Source organism: Streptomyces sp. iso_384 (genome assembly GCF_056172905.1).
Genome location: NZ_JBWBTT010000001.1, coordinates 518,391 through 538,056, shown reverse-complemented (window position 1 = coordinate 538,056; position 19,666 = coordinate 518,391). Strand labels below are relative to the sequence as shown.

Below are 19,666 nucleotides of genomic sequence, written 5' to 3'. Positions count from 1 at the left end.
GAACGCTACTGCTCCACGGGACCTACTCTGGGCGCGTGCCAAAGACGAAAAAGGCTAAGCAGGACAAAGCCACGAAGAAGCCGAAGTCGAACAAGCAGGCGTCACAGCCGGAGGAGAGCGGACCGGACCCGTCCGACGAGAAGGGCCTCGACTTCGCGCGGGCCTGGGTGGAGTTTCCCGACCCGGCGGACGACGAGCAGATCTTCCGCTGCGATCTGACCTGGCTGACCTCCCGGTGGACCTGCATCTTCGGCAGCGGCTGCCAGGGCATCCAGGCGGGCCGCGCGGACGACGGCTGCTGCACGCTGGGCGCGCACTTCTCCGACGAGGACGACGAGAAACGCGTCGCCGAGAACGTGGCGCGGCTCACGCCCGAGCTGTGGCAGTTCCACGCCGTCGGTACGGAGACGGGCTGGGTCGGCGTCGACGAGGACGGCGAACGCCAGACGCGCCGCTGGGAGGGCTCCTGCATCTTCCAGAACCGGCCGGGATTCGCCGCCGGGGCGGGCTGCTCGCTGCACATCCTGGCGTTGCGGGAGGGCAAGGAGCCCCTGGAGACCAAGCCGGACGTGTGCTGGCAGCTGCCGGTACGGCGGACCTACGACTGGATCGACCGGCCCGACGACACCCGGGTGCTCCAGGTGACGATCGGGGAGTACGACCGCCGGGGCTGGGGCCCGGGCGGCCACGATCTGCACTGGTGGTGCACCTCGGCCACCTCGGCGCACGGGGCCGGTGAGCCGGTGTACGTGTCCTACCGCCCGGAGCTGATCGAGCTGATGGGCAAGGAGGGGTACGACCGGCTGGTCGAACTGTGCGAGGAGCGGCTGTCCTCGCTGCTGCCGATGGCCCCGCACCCGGCGGACCCGCTCCCGGCGCTGAAGAAGAAGCACTGAGGCGTACGTCCGCCGACGAGGACGGCCGCCCTCGGCCCGTCGGGCTCCTCAGCCCGTCGGGCCCGGGTCCGACGGGCCGGGGTCGGTCGGGGCCGGGTCCGTGGGGCCCGGGTCCGTCGGGTCGGTGGGGTCCGGGGTCGGTTCGGGCGGGTCCGTGGGGTCCGGCGGGTCGGTCGGGTCCGGCGGGTCGGTCGGGTCCGGCGGGTCCGTGGGGTCGGTCGGGCCGGGGTCGGTGGGCCCGGGATCGGTGGGTCCGGGGCCCGGATCGGTCGGCCCCGGGTCGGTGGGACCGGGGTCCGTGGTGCCCGGGTCCGTCGGGCGGGGCGAGTCCGTGCCGGGGCGCGTGGGACGCGGGACGCCCGTCGTCGGGGAGGTGACGCCCTTGCCCTCGATGAGCACGGCGGAGCCCGAGGGGGCCAGCGTGATCCGGGCCCGCCACGGCCCGCCCGGCTGCGCGTCCCGGACCACCGAGACCGCGATCGTGGTGGACTTCCCGGGCGCGAGCGTGCCGGACGTACGGCTGAGCCGCAGCCACGGGGCGTCGGCCGCCGCCGACCAGCTGACCGGTTCCCGGCCGGGGTTGGTCAGCGTGATCGTGGTGACGCCCCCGGAGGTCTGGGCCGTCACCGCCAGCCGGGAGTCTCCCTGCTGCGCGCCGCCGGTGCTGACGACCTCGGCGGTGACGCCCGGGACACGGGCGCCGAAGCGGTCGCCGGGGCTGCCATGGCCGGTGTTCTCGTACGGGGAGTACGGGTCGCCGCTCATCCCGCCGACGCCGTCCACCTCCGTGGCGGTGACCGAGGTGCCGTCGTGGCCCTCGCCGGTCTGCGGCGCGCCCCGGTACGCGGCCCACAGGGCGATGACGGGGGCGGCGACCACCGTCGCGACGACCGTGGTGGTCACGAGCCGGGCGCGCAGCCGGTCGCGGCGGGCGGCCTGGTCCTTGGGGTCGAGCGGGAATCCGGTCCGGTCGAAGCGCGGGCCCGCGGCGCGGGAGCGCTGGGCCTGGGCCATCGCGACGTACACGGAGGGGCGGGGGGCCTCCACTACGGGCAGGGCGGCGACCGGGGCCAGGGCCGCTCCGGGCCAGGGGCCCGCGGCGTCCGCCCGCTCGGCGGCGCGGCGGCAGCGGGGGCAGTCGTCGACGTGCCGGACGAGCTCGCGGCGCAGGGCGGCGGAGAGCAGCACCTGGTGGTCGCCGGTGAGCCGGGCGACGGTGGGGCAGTTGCCCGCCTCGACGACCGCGAGGGCGGCGCGGGTGCGTTCCACCTCGCAGGCCGCGGCGGCCAGCAGCTCGCGGGCGGTGGCGGGCTCAAGACCGAGGACGGCGGCGACGGCGCGCGGGGTGAGCCGGTGGCGTACGGCCAGTTCGAGCGCTTCGCGCTGCTCCGGGGTGGTGCCCGCGGCCTCGGGCCAGGCGAGCGTGGCGAGCTCCCGGCGGCGGGCTTCGGCGGCCGGTGACTCGGCGGGGGCGGGGGTGGCGGCGTCCTCGGGGGTGGCAGGCGTCGGCGCGGAGGTGGCGGGCGGGGTGTGCTCCGGCGTGCGCCGGGCGGAGTGCGCCCCCTTCCCGGTCTCGGGTGCCGTGGGCGTACCGGCCTCGGAAGCCTTGGCCGTACGGGGCGGCTTGACCGTTCCCGAGGGCTGGCGGTGGGCCTGGCGGCCGCGCTTGCGCTCGGTGAGGGTGCGCAGACAGGTCCACCGGGCCAGCGCGTACAGCCAGGATTTACGTTCCTCCTCGGCCGTGGGCCCCCGGGCGTCCTGCCGGTCCGCGATCGACAGGACGGCGCCGAGCGCCTCGGTCGCCTCGTCGTGGTCGCAGAGCACGGAGAGGCAGTAGGTGAACAGTCCGTCGAGATACGGCTCGTAACGTGCGGGCGGTCGCTGCGCCGGAGCGTGGGGGGCTCGGCGGTGCGCCCGGTGTGCGCCGGTGGTGTGCGTGGGGGTCTCCAGCCTGCTGCTCGTCACCCGGCGACCGTAGGCAAAGGAGCGCATGCCCCAAGTGCCCCTTGAGCACATTTAATCCTTACGGGTGAATGTATCCCTCGAAAGAGTTGTGAAAGAGGACAGAGATCATGGATTCGGGCGGGAGCGCCCAGGAGCACTCGGGAGTGCTTCCGTGCGCCCTGCGTGTGGACGGACAGCGCGAACCGACGACCGTGGCTCCGACCGTGCGGGCGGCGTTGTCGTACCCCACCTATACGGTGACGCCATGGCTGCCCGTACGAAATCCGCGAAGGACCGGCCGTCCTACCGCTGCACCGAATGCGGCTGGACCACCGCCAAATGGCTCGGCCGTTGCCCGGAGTGCCAGGCGTGGGGGACGGTCGAGGAGTTCGGCGGCGCGCCCGCCGTGCGCACCACCGCGGCGGGCCGGGTCTCCACGGCGGCCCTGCCGATCGGCCAGGTCGACAGCCGGCAGGCCACCGCCCGCTCGACCGGCGTCGGTGAGCTGGACCGGGTGCTCGGCGGCGGGCTCGTGCCGGGCGCGGTCGTGCTGCTGGCGGGCGAGCCGGGCGTCGGCAAGTCGACGCTGCTGCTGGATGTGGCGGCCAAGGCGGCGAGCGACGACCACCGCACGCTCTATGTGACCGCCGAGGAGTCCGCGAGCCAGGTCCGGATGCGGGCCGACCGGATCCGGGCGATCAACGACCACCTCTATCTCGCGGCGGAGACCGACCTCTCCGCGGTGCTCGGCCATCTGGACGCGGTGAAGCCCTCGCTGCTCGTCCTGGACTCGGTGCAGACGGTCGCCTCGCCCGAGATCGACGGCGCGCCCGGCGGAATGGCCCAGGTCCGTGAGGTCGCCGGGGCGTTGATCCGGGCGTCCAAGGAGCGCGGGATGGCCACGCTGCTCGTCGGCCACGTCACGAAGGACGGCGCGATCGCCGGGCCCCGGCTGCTGGAGCACCTGGTGGACGTGGTGCTCTCCTTCGAGGGCGACCGGCACGCCCGGCTGCGGCTGGTGCGCGGCGTCAAGAATCGTTACGGGGCGACCGACGAGGTCGGCTGCTTCGAGCTGCACGACGAGGGCATCACCGGTCTCGCCGACCCCTCGGGCCTCTTCCTGACCCGCCGCGACGTGGCGGTGCCGGGCACCTGCCTCACCGTGACCTTGGAGGGCAAGCGGCCGCTGGTCGCCGAGGTGCAGGCGCTCACCGTCGACTCGCAGATCCCCTCGCCCCGGCGCACCACCTCCGGTCTGGAGACCTCCCGGGTCTCGATGATGCTCGCCGTGCTGGAGCAGCGCGGCCGGATCAGCGCGCTCGGCAAGCGGGACATCTACAGCGCGACGGTGGGCGGTGTGAAGCTCACCGAGCCCGCCGCCGACCTGGCGATCGCGCTCGCGCTGGCCAGTGCCGCCAGCGACACCCCGCTCCCGAAGAACCTGGTCGCGATCGGTGAGGTGGGGCTCGCGGGCGAGGTCAGGAGGGTCACCGGGGTGCAGCGGAGGCTGGCCGAGGCACACCGTCTGGGCTTCACCCACGCGCTCGTTCCGACCGATCCGGGGAAGGTCCCGGCCGGTATGAAGGTCACGGAAGTCGCCGACATGGGCGATGCTCTGCGGGTCCTCCCGCGCCGGTCTCGTCAAGAGGCGCCGCAGCCTCGTCAGGAAGACAACGCGCGCCGGTAGACTTTGCCCTGGTCTCGCCGCCCGTGGACACGGCATGGGGGACGCGAGGGCACCGCAAACCTGTGACCGGAGGAGTGCAGTGGCAGCCAACGACCGGGCGACGACGCCCGGAAAGTCCGGCCAAGGCACCGGTAACGAGGCGCTGATGCGCGCCTCGTTGAGCGCGGTCGCGCCCGGAATGGCCCTGCGGGACGGCCTGGAGCGCATTCTCCGCGGCAATACCGGTGGGCTGATCGTGCTGGGCATGGACAAGACCGTCGAGTCGATGTGTACCGGCGGATTCGTGCTGGACGTGGAGTTCACGGCGACGCGCCTGCGCGAGCTGTGCAAGCTCGACGGGGCGCTGATCCTGGACAAGGACATGACCAAGATCCTGCGGGCCGGGGTGCAGCTGGTCCCGGACGCCTCGATCCACACGGAGGAGACGGGCACCCGTCACCGTACGGCGGACCGGGTCTCCAAGGCGTGCGGCTTCCCCGTCGTCTCGGTCTCCCAGTCGATGCGGCTGATCGCGCTGTACGTGGACGGCGAGCGGCGGGTCCTGGAGGAGTCCTCCGCGATCCTGTCCCGGGCCAACCAGGCGCTCGCCACGCTGGAGCGGTACAAGCTCCGCCTGGACGAGGTGGCCGGCACGCTCTCCGCACTGGAGATCGAGGACCTGGTCACCGTCCGGGACGTGACGGCGGTGGCGCAGCGGCTGGAGATGGTGCGGCGGATCGCGACGGAGATCGCGGAGTACGTGGTCGAGCTCGGCACCGACGGACGGCTCCTCTCGCTCCAGCTGGACGAGCTGATCGCCGGGGTGGAGCCGGAGCGGGAGCTGGTGGTCCGGGATTACGTTCCCGAGCCGACGGCGAAACGGTCGCGCACGGTGGCCGAGGCGCTGACCGAGCTCGACTCCCTGAGCCATACGGAGCTGCTGGAGCTGCCGGTGGTGGCGCGGGCGCTGGGCTACAGCGGCTCGCCGGAGACGCTGGACTCCGCGGTGTCGCCGCGGGGATTCCGGCTGCTGGCGAAGGTGCCGCGGCTGCCGGGGGCGATCATCGAGCGGCTGGTGGAGCACTTCGGCGGTCTGCAGAAGCTGCTGGCTGCGAGTGTGGACGATCTCCAGACGGTGGACGGCGTGGGCGAAGCCCGGGCCCGGAGTGTCCGCGAGGGGCTGTCGCGGCTGGCGGAGTCGTCGATCCTGGAACGCTACGTCTGAGACCGGGCCACGCGTTCCGAGCCCGTCCGGCGTTTGAGGACGGAATTCCGGGCGACGGCAGACGGCGCGCACACGGGCCGACCCGAACCACAACCAAGCCCGTCCGGCGTTTGAGAACGGAGCCCAGGGCCATGGCAGGCCTGCTCATACGGGCTGGCCCGATCCCGTAGGCGCTTCGCTCGTCCCCGTGAACGGTTCCGTCCTCAAGCGCCGGACGGGCTGGGGTGGACCCGGACCCCGTAGACGCCTCGCCCGTCCACCTCGACGGTTCCGTCCTCGAACGCCGGACGGGCCGAGGCGGGCACCGGACGGGCTGTAAGGCGTCAGTCCTTGGCGAGGACGAAGGATGCTCGTTGGACCGGCTCGCCCGGGGCCTTCGCCTCCAGGAGGTACGTTCCAGGCCCCGCCCTGCCCGCCGGCGGCGTCGCACACCCGGGCTCCGACAACGTACGGTTCCAGTCCACCGTGTGGATCACCGTCGCCCCCGCCGGCACCTTCAGGAACAGCGGACCGGCCGCGGCGGGACAGTCCTTCGAGGACCAGATCGGGTCGTCGTCCTCGCCACCCGCCTCGGTGACCGTGAGCACCGCGTTCTTCGGCCCGAAGTCGGCCTTGCACGTGGTCGACGAGGTGTTCTTCGCGATCAGTTCGAACTTCGGCCGGTCGTCGGGCCCGTAACTGACCTTCGTCCGCAGGCTCCACTGCACCGCGGCCGGCTTGCAGTCGGGGAGCGGGGAGCCGGCCGGAACCTGCTGGCCCGCCGTGCCGCCGCCGCCCGAACCGGCCGTATCCGTACCCGCCGAGCCGCCGGCACCCTTATCCGTACCGCCGGTTGACGGTCCGTCGGACGAACCGCCGTCGCCCGAGCCGCCCGAGGACTCACCCGAACCGCCCGAGCCGCCCTCCTCGCCCGACTCGTCGCGCCCGCCCGGCTGTTGGCTGATCGCGGGGCCGGAGCTCGACGGCCCGGGGTCGATCGACTTGGCCGGGCCGGAGCCGCCGGACTTGCCGTCGTCCCGGCTGCCCCCGCCGCCTCCTCCGGACGTCACCGCCCAGGCGACCAGCACGGCGAGCAGCGCAACCAGAAGTCCCGCTACCGCCCTTCGTCGCCAGTAGATGCTGGAGGGAAGCGGACCGACCGGATTGCGCATAGATCCCACGGTCCGAACTCTACGAGAGTTCTGGGCCGTCTCCGGCCCCACCCGCCGCTCCGGTCACAAGTTTTGCCGATCATCATCACGGGAACCGGCCCACGAGACGGTCACAGGGGACAGAACGGGTGGCGTTGTCACCTCCTGGACCGCCGCACAGGGCGACACCCCCGCGCCCGTGACGCCCGCCCCGTCTTCCGTGCCAGGATCGTCAGTGCCATGACTGCCATGACTTCCACTTCACCCCAGACGCCCCCCGCCGCCGCCTCCCTCCACACCCCCGTCATCGGGTGGTTCGAGCAGCATGCCCGCGATCTGCCCTGGCGCCGCCCCGAAGCGGGCGCCTGGGGCGTGATGGTCAGCGAGTTCATGCTGCAGCAGACCCCGGTGAGCCGGGTCCTCCCGGTGTACGAACAGTGGCTCGCCCGCTGGCCCCGCCCCGCCGACCTGGCCGCCGAGGCGTCCGGTGAGGCGGTCCGCGCCTGGGGCCGGCTCGGCTACCCGCGCCGTGCGCTTCGCCTGCACGGGGCCGCGCAGGCGATAACGGAACGGCACGGCGGCGATGTGCCGAGCGAGCACGCGCAGCTGCTGGCGCTGCCCGGGATCGGCGAGTACACGGCGGCGGCCGTGGCCTCGTTCGCGTACGGGCAACGGCACGCGGTGCTCGACACGAACGTCCGCCGGGTGTTCGCCCGCGCCGCGTCCGGCGTCCAGTACCCGCCGAACGCGACCACGGCCGCCGAACGCAAGCTCGCGCGGGCACTGCTGCCCGAGGAGGACGAGCGGGCGGCGCGCTGGGCGGCGGCCACGATGGAGCTGGGCGCGCTCGTGTGCACCGCGCGCAACGAGGACTGCGACCGCTGCCCGATCGCCTCGCGGTGTGCCTGGCGGCTGGCCGGGAAGCCCGCGCACCAGGGGCCGCCGCGCAAGGGCCAGACGTACGCCGGTACCGACCGCCAGGTGCGCGGGCGGCTGCTGGCGGTGTTGCGGGACGCGCTGAACCCGGTGCCGCAGGCCGCGCTGGACGCGGTGTGGCAGGAGCCGGTGCAGCGCGCCCGGGCGCTGGACGGGCTGGTGGCGGACGGGCTCGTCGAGCCGCTGGCCGACGGCCGGTACCGGCTGCCGCTGACCTGACCGGCCCGGCCCGACCCACCCCGCTGTTACACAACCGATGGGCAGCCGTGCACCGGCCTACGGCTGCTCCGCACATCGCCGTGACAACGCCTCCGTAGCGTCTCCGACAGCAGTGACCACGGGGATTCATCGGGGACGGAGGCGGTTGTCATGGCGCAGGGCGAGGTGCTCGCGTTCGAGGACTACGTACGCACACGGCAGGAGGCGCTGCTGCGCAGCGCGCGCCGTCTTGTTCCCGACCCCGTGGACGCCCAGGACCTGCTGCAGACCGCCCTGGTCCGCACCTACGGCCGCTGGGACGGCATCGCCGACAAGTCGCTGGCCGACGCCTATCTGCGCCGCGTCATGATCAACACCCGTACGGAGTGGTGGCGGGCGCGCAAACTCGAAGAGGTGCCGACCGAGCAGCTGCCCGACGCGAGCGTCGAGGACGGCAGCGAGCAGCGCGCCGACCGCGCCCTCCTGATGGACATTCTGGGCATTCTGGCTCCCAAGCAGCGCAGCGTCGTCGTGCTGCGACACTGGGAGCAGATGAGCACGGAGGAGACGGCCGCAGCGCTCGGCATGTCGGCCGGTACGGTCAAGAGCACGCTGCACCGGGCGCTGGCGCGACTGCGCCAGGAGCTGGAGAGCCGCGAGCTGGACAGCCGCGAGGCGGTCGCCCGGGAGACCGGGAGCCACCGGAGCGCGGCGCCGGTCGCCTCCGCCCGTGTCCCCGCCCAGCGGTCGCCGGTCACGTCGGTGCGGGGGGCGGGGGCACACACCTCGGCGCAGCGGAACGGGCGTCACGACGAGCGGGGGATGGAGCGGTGCGCGGCCTGAGCGGCAGCAGCAGCGGCGGGGACGGATTCGGGCACGGCTTCGGGGGCGACTCCCCGACCGGCCCCGGCGGCCCGGACGACGGCGACAACCCGGGCAGACCGGGCCGGAGCCGGGGCTTCCGGGCCGGCATGGCGGCGAGTGGCACGGCCTTGGCCGGACTCGCCGCCTTCGGGCTGTTCTGCGTCGGCTGCTCCACGGGCGGCACCGGCACCCGCGACGAAGGGCCCGCCGGCAGTCAGCCGGTCGCCCAGATCACCCCGCAGGCCAGCCCTTCCGGCACGACTCCACCCGTCCGGCGGGTCGACGCCGTTCGGCTCCTCAAGAGCGACCCCAAGGTGGGCGAGCAGGTCAGGGAGGGGCTCCGGCCCTGCGCGGGCAAGGCCTATCCGGTCGACACCTCCTACGGGTCGCTTACCGGCGGCCGGTCCGCCGACGTGGTCGTCAACGTGATGAGCTGCGCCGACTCGGTGAGCGTCGGGACGTACGTCTACCGGGCGGACGACGAGGGCTCGTACAAGAACGTCTTCTCGGCCGAGGTCCCCGCCGTCTACGGCACGATCGACCGGGGCGACCTGGTGGTGACGACCCAGGTCTACGGGTCGAAGGATCCGCTGTCGTCCCCCTCCGGCTCGGAGGTGGTCACCTACCGTTGGGCGAGCGACCGCTTCACCGAGCACGACCGGGTGCACAACGACTTCAGCCGTGCCGTCGAGGGCGCGGACGGTGATCTGCCCGTGCAGTCGGAGCCGGTGGAACCGGAACCGGTTCCCTCGGACGGACCGGTGAACCCGGACAGGAACTGACACACGGCGGCACCGACCCCGGGCAGGAACGAAGCCGCGCCGGTGGAACCGGGCAGGAACGGAAAGCGAGAAGCAGCCCATGGCCGAGACCCACGTCCTCTTCGTCGAGGACGACGACGTCATCCGCGAGGCCACCCAGCTCGCCCTGGAACGGGTCGGCTTCACGGTCACCGCGATGCCCGACGGGCTCTCCGGTCTGGAGGCGTTCCGCGCCGACCGGCCGGACATCGCCCTGCTCGACGTGATGGTGCCGGGACTGGACGGGGTGAGCCTGTGCCGCCGTATCCGGGACGAGTCGACCGTACCGGTGATCATGCTCTCCGCCCGGGCCGACTCGATCGACGTGGTGCTCGGCCTGGAGGCCGGGGCCGACGACTACGTCACCAAGCCCTTCGACGGTGCGGTCCTGGTCGCCCGCATCCGGGCGGTGCTGCGCCGCTTCGGCCACGCGGCCGGACCGGACGGCCCGGGCCAGGGCGGTACGGACGAGGACGCCGAGGCGTTCGGCGGGGTGCTGGTCTTCGGCGATCTGGAGGTCGACACCGACGGTATGGAGGTGCGGCGCGCCGGTGAGCAGGTGGCGCTGACGCCCACCGAGATGCGGCTGCTGCTGGAGTTCTCGTCAGCGCCGGGCACCGTGCTGTCCCGCGACAAGCTCCTGGAGCGGGTCTGGGACTACGGCTGGGGCGGTGACACCCGGGTCGTGGACGTCCACGTCCAGCGGCTGCGCACCAAGATCGGCCAGGACCGGATCGACACGGTCCGCGGCTTCGGCTACAAGCTGCGCGGCTGAGGCGCAGATGAAGCGACTGGCCCTGCGGACCGGTGTCCGCTGGAAGATCAGCATCGCCATCGCGGCGGTCGGCGCGCTCATCGCGGTGGCGCTGAGCCTCGTGGTGCACAACGCGGCCCGCGTCTCGATGATCGAGAACGCCCGCGAGGTGCAGCTGGAGCGGCTGCTGGGCGCCCAGCGCTTCTACGAGGCGACGAGCATGCAGAGGGGCGGGCCGAAGTTCGGGGCGAAGCTGAACGACCCGGCGATCCCGCAGAGCCTGCGCGACGAGGTCCGCAAGAACCGCCGGGCCACCCATGTGACGCAGGGTTCCAACGGGGTTCCCGAGGTCTGGGCGGCGGTGCCGCTGGCCAACGGCGACGTGCTCTCGCTGCACACCCGGTTCGCGGACCGCTCCGCCACGATCATGGACGACCTGGACCGGGCCCTGATCATCGGCTCGGTCTCGGTGGTCTTCGGCGGCTGCGCGCTCGGGGTGCTCATCGGCGGCCAGCTCTCCCGGCGGCTGCGCAAGGCGGCGGCCGCGGCGGGCCGGGTCGCCCAGGGGCAGACCGACGTACGGGTCAGGGAGGCGGTCGGCGGCGTCGTGCGCGACGAGACCGACGAGCTGGCGCGGGCGGTCGACGCGCTGACCGACGCGCTGAACGAACGGATCGAGGCGGAGCGCCGGGTCACCGCGGACATCGCCCATGAGCTGCGTACCCCGGTGACCGGGCTGCTCACGGCGGCCGAGCTGCTGCCGCCGGGCCGCCCCACCGAGCTGGTACGGGACCGGGCCCAGGCGATGCGCACGCTGGTCGAGGACGTACTGGAGGTGGCCCGCCTGGACAGTGCGTCGGAGCGGGCGGAGCTCCAGGAGCTGCCGCTCGGCGAGTTCGTCAGCCGCCGGATCGGGCTGCTGAACCCCGATGTGACCGTACGGGTGATCCATGAGTCATGGGTCTCCACCGATCCGCGCCGGCTGGAGCGCATCCTCGGCAATCTGCTCGGGAACGCCGCCAAGCACGGGTCCACCCCGGTGGAGGTCTCGGTCGAGGGCCGGGTGGTACGGGTCCGCGACCACGGTCCGGGGTTCCCTGAGGAGCTGCTGCGGGACGGGCCGAGCCGGTTCCGTACGGGCTCCATGGACCGGGCCGGGCACGGGCACGGGCTCGGCCTGACGATCGCGGCGGGCCAGGCGCGGGTGCTGGGGGCCCGGCTGACCTTCCGCAACGCGGCTCCCTCGGGTGCGGCGGAGGGCACGGGCGGGGCGATCGCGGTGCTGTGGCTGCCGGAGCACGCACCGACAGTGACAGGGAGCTTCCCGGTGCTGCGGATGGCGGACCAGCGGCAGCCCTCGGACTGAGCGGCGCCACGTTCTGCGGTGCCACGCCCTCCGCGCAACGCCGACGGCGACCCCGAGGAGTGAGCCGTGAGGCTGTCCTCGACGTCGCCGTCGGTCGGGTGACCCGGGCGCACGCCCCGGGTACCGGGGTGTAGCGGGTCCACTGACACTTTTCGGTTGTGCTGCGCGGCCGGCCGGCTGACGCCGGGCGGGGCCGCGCGGTTACGCCGGCCGGATCAGATGGAGACGTGCACCGAGCGGAGGAACGCGGCCGGGTTCAGCGCCGAGCCGTAGTTCGGGGTGGTGCGGATCTCGAAGTGGAGGTGCGGGCCGCTGGAGTTTCCGGTGTTGCCGGACAGGGCGATCTTCTGGCCCGTCTTCACGTGCTGGCCGATCTTCACGTTGACCTTCGACAGGTGCGCGTACTGCGAGTACTTGCCGTTGGAGTGCTTGATCACGACGGCGTTGCCGTACGCGGGGCCGTCGCCGGCGCCGTTCGGGCCGGCCTTCACGACGGTGCCGGTGTGGGCGGCCACGACGTTGGTGCCGACCGGCACGGCGAAGTCCTGGCCGGAGTGCTTGGCGGCCCAGCGGGCGCCGCCGGTGCCGTAGCTGGCGCTCAGCGTGTACTTCTTGACCGGGGACTTCCAGGAGGCGGCGTTCTTCTTCGCGGCCTTCTTCTTGTCCTCGGCCTTCTTCTTCGCGTCGGAGGCCTTCTTCGCGGCCGCCTTCTTGGCCGCGTCGGCGGCCTTGCCCTGCGCGGTCGCCTGCGCGGCGACGGAGTTGGCGGTGGTGTTCGCGGCAAGGGGAGCCGCAGCGGCGTCGGTGCCGCTGGAGGCGAACGCCGTTCCGGCACCCAGCACCACGGACGCCCCCAGGCCGGCGGCCAGGACGGCGCCACGGACGCGGAAGGCGGACGGGCGGATGGTGTGCTGGTTCGTTGCGCGCTTCATACGAGGAAGTCCTCCGAAGGTGAGTGGACCCGGCGTGCTGTCCGGGCTTGCTCCACCTTGGTAACCCGCACCCCCGCCGGTACTCAAACACCCCATCTACGAAGAAAAGCCGTAGAGAGGGCCGGGGGAATTCGCCGCGCTTGTCCCCTTACGGGCAGGCGGCGCGGGCCACGAAATCCTTCGCGCGGAAGACGTTTAACGCCTGTTCCATGGGCCCTTTTCCGGACATGCTGCCGCGAAACGGTCGTATAGCCCAAAACCTCGAAAGGGCCTGCCGACGCCGGGCCGAAGGTCCCGCGGCGGATCGTGGCGCTTTCTACGGTCCCGGGTAGTAGGCCTGTTTCGGGCTGTGCGCCTTGTCACCGCCGGTGGGACCTAAGTCCTTCCGATTCGGGACCTTCGGCCCGCTACTTCACTACGCTGACGGGAAAGCGGCACCGCACCCCGGGGGACCCCAATGACGGCCGAGAACACCCACGCGCTGGACGGCATCGAGCTCGCCGATGCCGTCGCGTCCATCCGCAACCAGCTCATCGACGCGGCGACCCGGGCCACGGACCACCCCGTCTCCTTCGCGGTCGGCGACATCCAGATGGAGTTCACCCTCGAACTGCGCCGGGAAGCCAGGGCGGGCGGCAAGGTGAAGGCCTGGGTGGTCGAGGCGGGCGCGGACGCCGCCCGCACCACGGGCCGCACGCACAAGGTGGCCTTCACCCTGACCCCGCGCAACGCGGCGACGGGCGAGGCGTGGGAGATCGGGACGGAGGACGACGGGTCGACGGCGGGGTTCGGTGACGGGGTCTCCCGTACATGAGCCTGCCCGTCGTCCACCCCGCCGACCGTACGGTGGTCGTCTCCGCGATCCAGCAGGGCAGTGGCGTCCTGCTCACCGACCGGCTGGTCCTGACCTGCGCCCATGTGGTCAAGTCCGGGTCCGTCCTGATCGCCCACCCGGCCGTCTCCGACCGCGTACGGGCCACCGTCGCCTGGATCGACTACCGGCTGGACGTGGCCCTGCTGGAGGCCGTCGAGCCGGTGCGGCCGGTCCCGCCCGTACGGCTCGGCGTGGTCGACACCCGACAGGCCATACCCGACTGCGAGATCACCGGCTTCCCGCGCGTCCAGCGCTACGGCCGCGACCAGCGTCTGGAGGCCGACCAGTACACGGCGACGGTCCTGCCCCTGGCGGGCCGGGTCCGCGACCTGCTGGTCTGCGATCTCGACGGCCCGCCCGCGGCCCGCCCGGACGACGAGCCGGCCGCCCTGTCCGGGCTCTCCGGCGGCCCGGTCTTCATGGGGGACGTGCTGCTGGGCGTCGCCCGGCAGGTGCCGCAGCAGCGCGACGGACGCCGGGTCGAGTGCGTCCCGCTCGGCCCGGTCCTGGCGGCGAACCCCTTCCGCCTCGTCTGCCGGCGCGCCGGTCTCGACCTGCGCGAGGAACGCGTCCACGGCAGCTTCCCGCGCGACCTGCGGTACGAAGCCGAGTACGCGCAGGCGCTGGGCGCCAAGTACCGCCGTACGAAGATCTTCGGCCTGGACGAGCTGAGCCGGCACGACACCGAGTGGGACCTGGACACCGCCTACCTCAGCCTGGAGGCCCAGGCACAGGATCGGGCCGCACAGCACCCAGGGGTTACGGAGGCCTCCCCACCCCTCCCCCAGCGCATCGACGCCCTTCTCGCGGACCGCCCCCGGGTTCTGCTGCGCGGCGAGGCGGGCGCGGGCAAGACGACGCTGCTGTGGTGGCTGGCCGCCCACGCCTCGGCCCGCACCCTGGGCGACGCGCTGGCCCCGCTGAACGGCCTGATCCCCTTCGTGGTGCCGCTGCGCACCCTGCGGGCCCGCGGGGTGACGTTCCCGCGCCCGGCCGAGCTGTCGGGCGCGGCGGGACTGGTGGTCGACACGGCACCGGAGGGCTGGGCGGGCCGGGTCCTGGAGTCGGGCCGGGCGTTGCTGCTGGTGGACGGCCTGGACGAGGTTCCGCCGGAGGAGCGCGAGCAGACGCACACCTGGCTCTCGCAGCTGCTGGCCCGCTATCCGGACACCCGGTGCGTCGCGACCGTACGGCCCCTCGCCGTGGAGCCGGACTGGCTGCGCTCGGAAGGCTTCGCGGAGTTACGACTGCTGCCGATGCGGAACGAGGACATCCAGGCGTTCGTGGCCTCCTGGCACCGGGCGGCCCGGCTGTCGGAGGAGGCCGACGCCGAGCGGCTGGACGAACTGGAACGCGACCTCTCGCACCAGTTCGACCAGAACCCCACGCTCCGTGACCTGGCCCGTACGCCGCTGCTCTGCGCGGTCATCTGCGCCCTGCACCGCCGCCGCGACGGCTTCCTCCCGGAGACCCGCTGGAAGCTGTACCGCTCGGCCCTGGAGATGCTGCTGGGCCACCGCGACCACCGCCGCCGGATCGGGAACCCCGAGGGCATCGACCTGGACGTCGAGGAATCCACCCAGCTCCTCCAGCGGATCGCGGTCTGGCTGGTCCGCGAGGGCCAGTCCGAGTTCACCCGGGACCAGGCGCTGCGCCAACTCGACCGTGCGCTGGCGGGGATGGCAGGGGTCAGAGCCCAGGGCCCGCCGGAGAGGATCCTCACCCACCTGCTCAACCGCAGCGGCCTGATCCAGGAACACACCGACGACACCTACCAGTTCATCCACCGGACCTTCCAGGACTACCTGGCAGCGAAGGAACTCGTCGAGGACGACCACCTGGGCGAACTGCTCCGCCACGCGGACGAGGAGCCCTGGCAGGACGTGATCCTGCTGGCGTCGGGGCACTGCGGGCGGCGCGAACTGGGCCTGCTGGTATCCGGGTTGCTGGACGCGGGCGAGGGGTGCGAGCCAGGGTCGGTCGAGCGGACCGACCTCCACGTCCTGGCCGCACTGTGCGCCCAGCACGCGGCGTGGCTGGACGGGGCGGTACGGGACCGGGTCCGGGTGAGCGTCGCGAGGCTGTTCCCGCCCCACGGCGCGGATCAGCGGAACGCCCTGGCTCGGCTCGGGCAGGACGCGCTGGCCGTCCTCCCGCAGCCGGGCGACGTGCCGGTCGACAGCGCGATCGCCGAGCAGGCGGTGCTTCTCCTCGGCCTGATCGGCGGGGCGCAGGCGGTCCCGGTGGCCCGGGACTGGGCACGCGCCCATCCGGGCCTGGGCAGGACGATGGCGGACTGCTGGGACGCCTTCCCGCCCGAAGCTTTCGCCGTCGAAGTGCTGAGTCACTACTGCCTGACCGGTGCATCGGTCACGATCACCGACTCCCAGCAGTTGAAGGCCCTGCGCCATCTGCCGTCCGCCGACTACCTCTCCTTCGGGGGCGACTTCTCCGCAGCGGAGCTGGGCGAGGCACTTCACGGGAGGGCGCCGGAGTTCCTCTTCCTCGCCGAGAACCACCGGTTCTCGGACCTCTCCGTGCTGAACGGATGCGGGAAGACCCTCCGGCACCTCTTCCTCCGCTGGTGTCCGCAGATCAAGGACCTTCGCCCGCTTCAGGCGCTGAGCGCTCTCATGACGCTGAAGCTCGACGCCACTCATCTGCCACCGGCGCTCCTGGGCCCGCTGGCGGACATCCCCGCGCTGACCGCGTTGTGGCTGATCTGCCCGGACGTACGGAAGCTCAGCGACATACCCGCCCACCGGCAGGTGACACGCCTGGCGGTGGAGACCGAGCATCCCCTGGCGCTGGACGTCCTCCATGCCTGGCCGGCGCTGACCTCACTGGAGCTCTCGGGCACTCACGCGTCCCTCGACACCTTGGCGGATCTGCGGGCGCACCCGAGGATCACCCGACTTGAGCTGACAGCGTTTCCCTGGGGCAGCCAGGCGGCGGTCCCCGTGGACGTACCGTCGGTCACCGACCTGACCGTGCCGTCGCCCCCGCACGAGGAGGACCTGGCGTCCGTCCGGCACAGTTTCCCCGCGCTCAGCCACCTGGTCCTCCTGGTGCCCGATACCACCGAGGTGCTGGACCTCACCACACTGCACGCATGGCACGACCTCCAGGTGACCATCGCCAGGCCACACGTCCCGAAACTCGTCGGGGCAGCCGAGCTGGGCGAGCGGCTGAAGATCGACACCTCCTGATCCACGAGGAAATCCCCCTGAGCACCGAAAAGGGGCTGCCCCGGACCGGTACGAATACCGATTCCGGGGCAGCCCCTCAGCTGTGCGCTACGAGAGCGTCACGCGTCCTTCGTGAGGTTCGGGCCGGCGCCGCCTGCCGCCTGCTCGATCGGGGGGACGTCGGGCAGAGCCGACTTCTCCTCGCCCCGGAAGGTGAACTTCTTGTCGTCACCCTCGCCCTCGGTGCCCACGACCACGATGTGACCGGGACGCAGCTCACCGAAGAGGATCTTCTCGGAGAGGATGTCCTCGATCTGCCGCTGGATCGTCCGGCGCAGCGGCCGGGCGCCCATCACGGGGTCGTAGCCCTTCTTCGCGAGGAGCGTCTTGGCCTCGCCGCTGAGCTCGATGCCCATGTCGCGGTCCTTGAGACGCTCGTCGACCTTGGCGAGCATGAGGTCGACGATCTGGATGATGTCTTCCTCGGTCAGCTGGTGGAAGACCACCGTGTCGTCGACACGGTTGAGGAATTCCGGCCGGAAGTGCTGCTTGAGCTCTTCGTTGACCTTGACCTTCATGCGCTCGTAGTTCGTCTTGACGTCGCCCTGGGCGGCGAAGCCCAGGTTGAAGCCCTTCGAGATGTCCCGGGTCCCGAGGTTGGTCGTCATGATGATGACCGTGTTCTTGAAGTCCACGACCCGACCCTGGGAGTCGGTCAGGCGACCGTCCTCCAGAATCTGGAGCAGGGAATTGAAGATATCGGGGTGGGCCTTCTCGACCTCGTCGAAGAGGACGACGGAGAACGGCTTGCGGCGCACCTTCTCGGTGAGCTGGCCGCCCTCCTCGTACCCCACGTAACCGGGGGGCGAACCGAAGAGGCGGGAAACCGTGTGCTTCTCGCTGAACTCCGACATGTCGAGGGAGATCAGCGCGTCCTCGTCGCCGAAGAGGAATTCGGCGAGCGTCTTGGAGAGCTCGGTCTTACCGACACCGGACGGGCCGGCGAAGATGAACGAGCCACCCGGGCGCTTCGGGTCCTTCAGACCGGCTCGCGTACGGCGGATCGCCTGCGAAAGGGCCTTGATGGCGTCCTTCTGCCCGATGACGCGCTTGTGGAGCTCGTCCTCCATGCGCAGCAGACGGGAGGACTCCTCCTCCGTCAGCTTGAAGACCGGGATTCCGGTGGCCGTGGCCAGGACCTCGGCGATGAGCTCGCCGTCGACCTCGGCGACGACGTCCATGTCGCCGGCCTTCCATTCCTTCTCCCGCTTGGCCTTCGCCGCCAGCAGCTGCTTCTCCTTGTCGCGGAGCGAGGCTGCCTTCTCGAAGTCCTGGGAGTCGATGGCCGACTCCTTGTCCCGGCGGACACCGGCGATCTTCTCGTCGAACTCGCGGAGGTCCGGCGGCGCGGTCATCCGGCGGATGCGCATCCGGGAACCGGCCTCGTCGATCAGGTCGATCGCCTTGTCCGGCAGGAAGCGGTCCGAGATGTACCGGTCGGCCAGGGTCGCGGCCTGGACGAGGGCCTCGTCCGTGATGGAGACCCGGTGGTGGGCCTCGTAACGGTCGCGCAGACCCTTGAGGATCTCGATGGTGTGCGGCAGCGACGGCTCCGCGACCTGGATGGGCTGGAAGCGGCGCTCGAGGGCCGCGTCCTTCTCCAGGTGCTTGCGGTACTCGTCGAGCGTGGTGGCGCCGATGGTCTGGAGCTCACCGCGCGCCAGCATGGGCTTCAGGATCGAAGCCGCGTCGATGGCGCCTTCCGCGGCACCCGCACCGACCAGCGTGTGGAGCTCGTCGATGAACAGGATGATGTCGCCGCGGGTGCGGATCTCCTTGAGGACCTTCTTCAGGCGCTCCTCGAAGTCACCCCGGTACCGCGAACCGGCGACCAGGGCGCCGAGGTCCAGGGTGTAGAGGTGCTTGTCCTTGAGGGTCTCGGGCACCTCGCCCTTGACGATCGCCTGGGCCAGGCCCTCGACGACCGCCGTCTTGCCGACGCCGGGCTCGCCGATGAGGACCGGGTTGTTCTTGGTCCGGCGGGACAGCACCTGCATGACCCGCTCGATCTCCTTCTCGCGCCCGATGACCGGGTCGAGCTTGGATTCACGAGCGGCCTGGGTGAGATTCCGGCCGAACTGGTCGAGCACCAGGGACGTGGAGGGCGTGCCCTCGGCGGGACCGCCTGCGGTGGCCGCCTCCTTGCCGCCCGAGTACCCGGAAAGCAGCTGGATGACCTGCTGCCGGACCCGGTTCAGGTCGGCGCCCAGCTTCACGAGGACCTGGGCTGCGACGCCCTCGCCCTCGCGGATCAGGCCGAGCAGGATGTGCTCGGTGCCGATGTAGTTGTGGCCCAGCTGAAGGGCCTCGCGGAGCGACAGCTCCAGGACCTTCTTGGCTCGCGGGGTGAAGGGGATGTGCCCGGAAGGAGCCTGCTGCCCCTGCCCGATGATCTCCTCCACCTGCTGGCGGACCGCCTCGAGCGAAATCCCGAGGCTCTCCAGGGCCTTAGCGGCGACACCCTCACCCTCGTGGATCAGGCCCAGGAGGATGTGCTCGGTGCCGATGTAGTTGTGGTTGAGCATCCGGGCTTCTTCCTGAGCCAGGACGACAACCCGCCGCGCGCGGTCGGTGAACCTCTCGAACATCGTTAATCGCTCCTCAGAGCGGTCGGTCAGTGAGGGGTCGGTCCCCTCCCAGTCCTTCCGCATGCTAGTCCCGCAGGACGGGACAGCTCATTCCAACTGCCGACATCCGTCCGGATCACCCCGCGCCGGGCGGGGATTCTTACTGCCGAACAGCTGACAACTGCTCCAACCCGATGGTGCGAGACGATGTTCCCGCAGGCCAGGCAGATACCCCTTTCGCCAGTACGCCGATGGCGAACGTGAGA

General features: G+C 71.7%; 14 protein-coding genes. 10 read left to right on the top strand and 4 right to left on the bottom strand.

From position 1 onward, the window contains the following. Positions 1-35 precede the first annotated feature (35 nt). The gene (locus AC0VY3_RS02460; RefSeq protein ID WP_475548788.1) at positions 36-896 is read left to right on the top strand and encodes a DUF3109 family protein; all 861 of its coding nucleotides are present in this window, start codon (positions 36-38) and stop codon (positions 894-896) included. A gap of 48 nt (positions 897-944) precedes the next feature. On the opposite strand, the gene AC0VY3_RS02455 is transcribed toward AC0VY3_RS02460, so the two are convergent. Next, complete coding sequence (locus tag AC0VY3_RS02455; protein WP_475548787.1) at positions 945-2,861, bottom strand: BACON domain-containing protein; 1,917 nt, start codon at positions 2,859-2,861, stop codon at positions 945-947. Between the two features lie 244 nt (positions 2,862-3,105). On the opposite strand from AC0VY3_RS02455, the gene radA reads away from it, so the two are divergent. Both radA and disA read left to right on the top strand, forming a co-directional pair. Then, the gene (radA, locus tag AC0VY3_RS02450; protein WP_103508126.1) at positions 3,106-4,527 is read left to right on the top strand and encodes a DNA repair protein RadA; all 1,422 of its coding nucleotides are present in this window, start codon (positions 3,106-3,108) and stop codon (positions 4,525-4,527) included. 79 nt (positions 4,528-4,606) lie between these two features. Next, positions 4,607-5,731 (top strand): DNA integrity scanning diadenylate cyclase DisA, encoded by a 1,125-nt coding sequence (gene disA, locus AC0VY3_RS02445; RefSeq protein WP_103508127.1) that lies wholly within the window; start codon positions 4,607-4,609, stop codon positions 5,729-5,731. Positions 5,732-6,054: 323 nt separating this feature from the next. On the opposite strand, the gene AC0VY3_RS02440 is transcribed toward disA, so the two are convergent. Further along, positions 6,055-6,882, bottom strand: coding sequence for a hypothetical protein (locus AC0VY3_RS02440; RefSeq protein ID WP_475548786.1), 828 nt, complete (start codon positions 6,880-6,882; stop codon positions 6,055-6,057). Between the two features lie 219 nt (positions 6,883-7,101). Between AC0VY3_RS02440 and AC0VY3_RS02435 the strand changes: the two genes are divergently transcribed. The 5 genes from AC0VY3_RS02435 (at position 7,102) to cseC (ending at position 11,779) form a co-directional block, all read left to right on the top strand. Further along, a complete protein-coding gene (locus tag AC0VY3_RS02435) occupies positions 7,102-8,016 on the top strand; it encodes an HhH-GPD family protein (RefSeq protein ID WP_103508129.1) in 915 nt (304 codons plus the stop codon). A 150-nt stretch (positions 8,017-8,166) separates the two neighbouring features. After that, positions 8,167-8,838, top strand: coding sequence for a SigE family RNA polymerase sigma factor (locus tag AC0VY3_RS02430; RefSeq protein WP_103508130.1), 672 nt, complete (start codon positions 8,167-8,169; stop codon positions 8,836-8,838). Between the two features lie 128 nt (positions 8,839-8,966). After that, positions 8,967-9,641 carry a hypothetical protein gene (locus AC0VY3_RS02425; RefSeq protein ID WP_103508138.1) on the top strand — a complete coding sequence of 225 codons (675 nt, stop codon included), beginning with the start codon at positions 8,967-8,969 and terminating at the stop codon, positions 9,639-9,641. A 79-nt stretch (positions 9,642-9,720) separates the two neighbouring features. Beyond that, a complete protein-coding gene (gene cseB, locus AC0VY3_RS02420) occupies positions 9,721-10,434 on the top strand; it encodes a two-component system response regulator CseB (RefSeq protein ID WP_103508131.1) in 714 nt (237 codons plus the stop codon). 7 nt (positions 10,435-10,441) lie between these two features. After that, entirely contained in the window at positions 10,442-11,779 is a 1,338-nt protein-coding gene (gene cseC / locus AC0VY3_RS02415; RefSeq protein ID WP_103508132.1) for a two-component system sensor histidine kinase CseC, read from the top strand. Positions 11,780-11,994: 215 nt separating this feature from the next. Here cseC and AC0VY3_RS02410 read toward each other — a convergent pair whose 3' ends face one another. Further along, on the bottom strand, positions 11,995-12,711 hold the full coding sequence (locus tag AC0VY3_RS02410) for a M23 family metallopeptidase (protein ID WP_103508133.1): 717 nt from the start codon (positions 12,709-12,711) through the stop codon (positions 11,995-11,997). 457 nt (positions 12,712-13,168) lie between these two features. Here AC0VY3_RS02410 and AC0VY3_RS02405 point away from each other — a divergent pair, with 457 nt between their 5' ends. Beyond that, entirely contained in the window at positions 13,169-13,525 is a 357-nt protein-coding gene (locus AC0VY3_RS02405; protein WP_103508134.1) for a trypco2 family protein, read from the top strand. Then, positions 13,522-16,794, top strand: a complete 3,273-nt coding sequence (locus tag AC0VY3_RS02400; RefSeq protein ID WP_475548785.1) for an NACHT domain-containing protein — start codon at positions 13,522-13,524, stop codon at positions 16,792-16,794. Before AC0VY3_RS02405 ends, AC0VY3_RS02400 begins: the two co-directional genes overlap by 4 nt. A 98-nt stretch (positions 16,795-16,892) precedes the next feature. Here AC0VY3_RS02400 and AC0VY3_RS02395 read toward each other — a convergent pair whose 3' ends face one another. Continuing rightward, the gene (locus tag AC0VY3_RS02395) at positions 16,893-19,421 is read right to left on the bottom strand and encodes an ATP-dependent Clp protease ATP-binding subunit (protein ID WP_103508135.1); all 2,529 of its coding nucleotides are present in this window, start codon (positions 19,419-19,421) and stop codon (positions 16,893-16,895) included. Between the last annotated feature and the right edge of the window lie 245 nt (positions 19,422-19,666).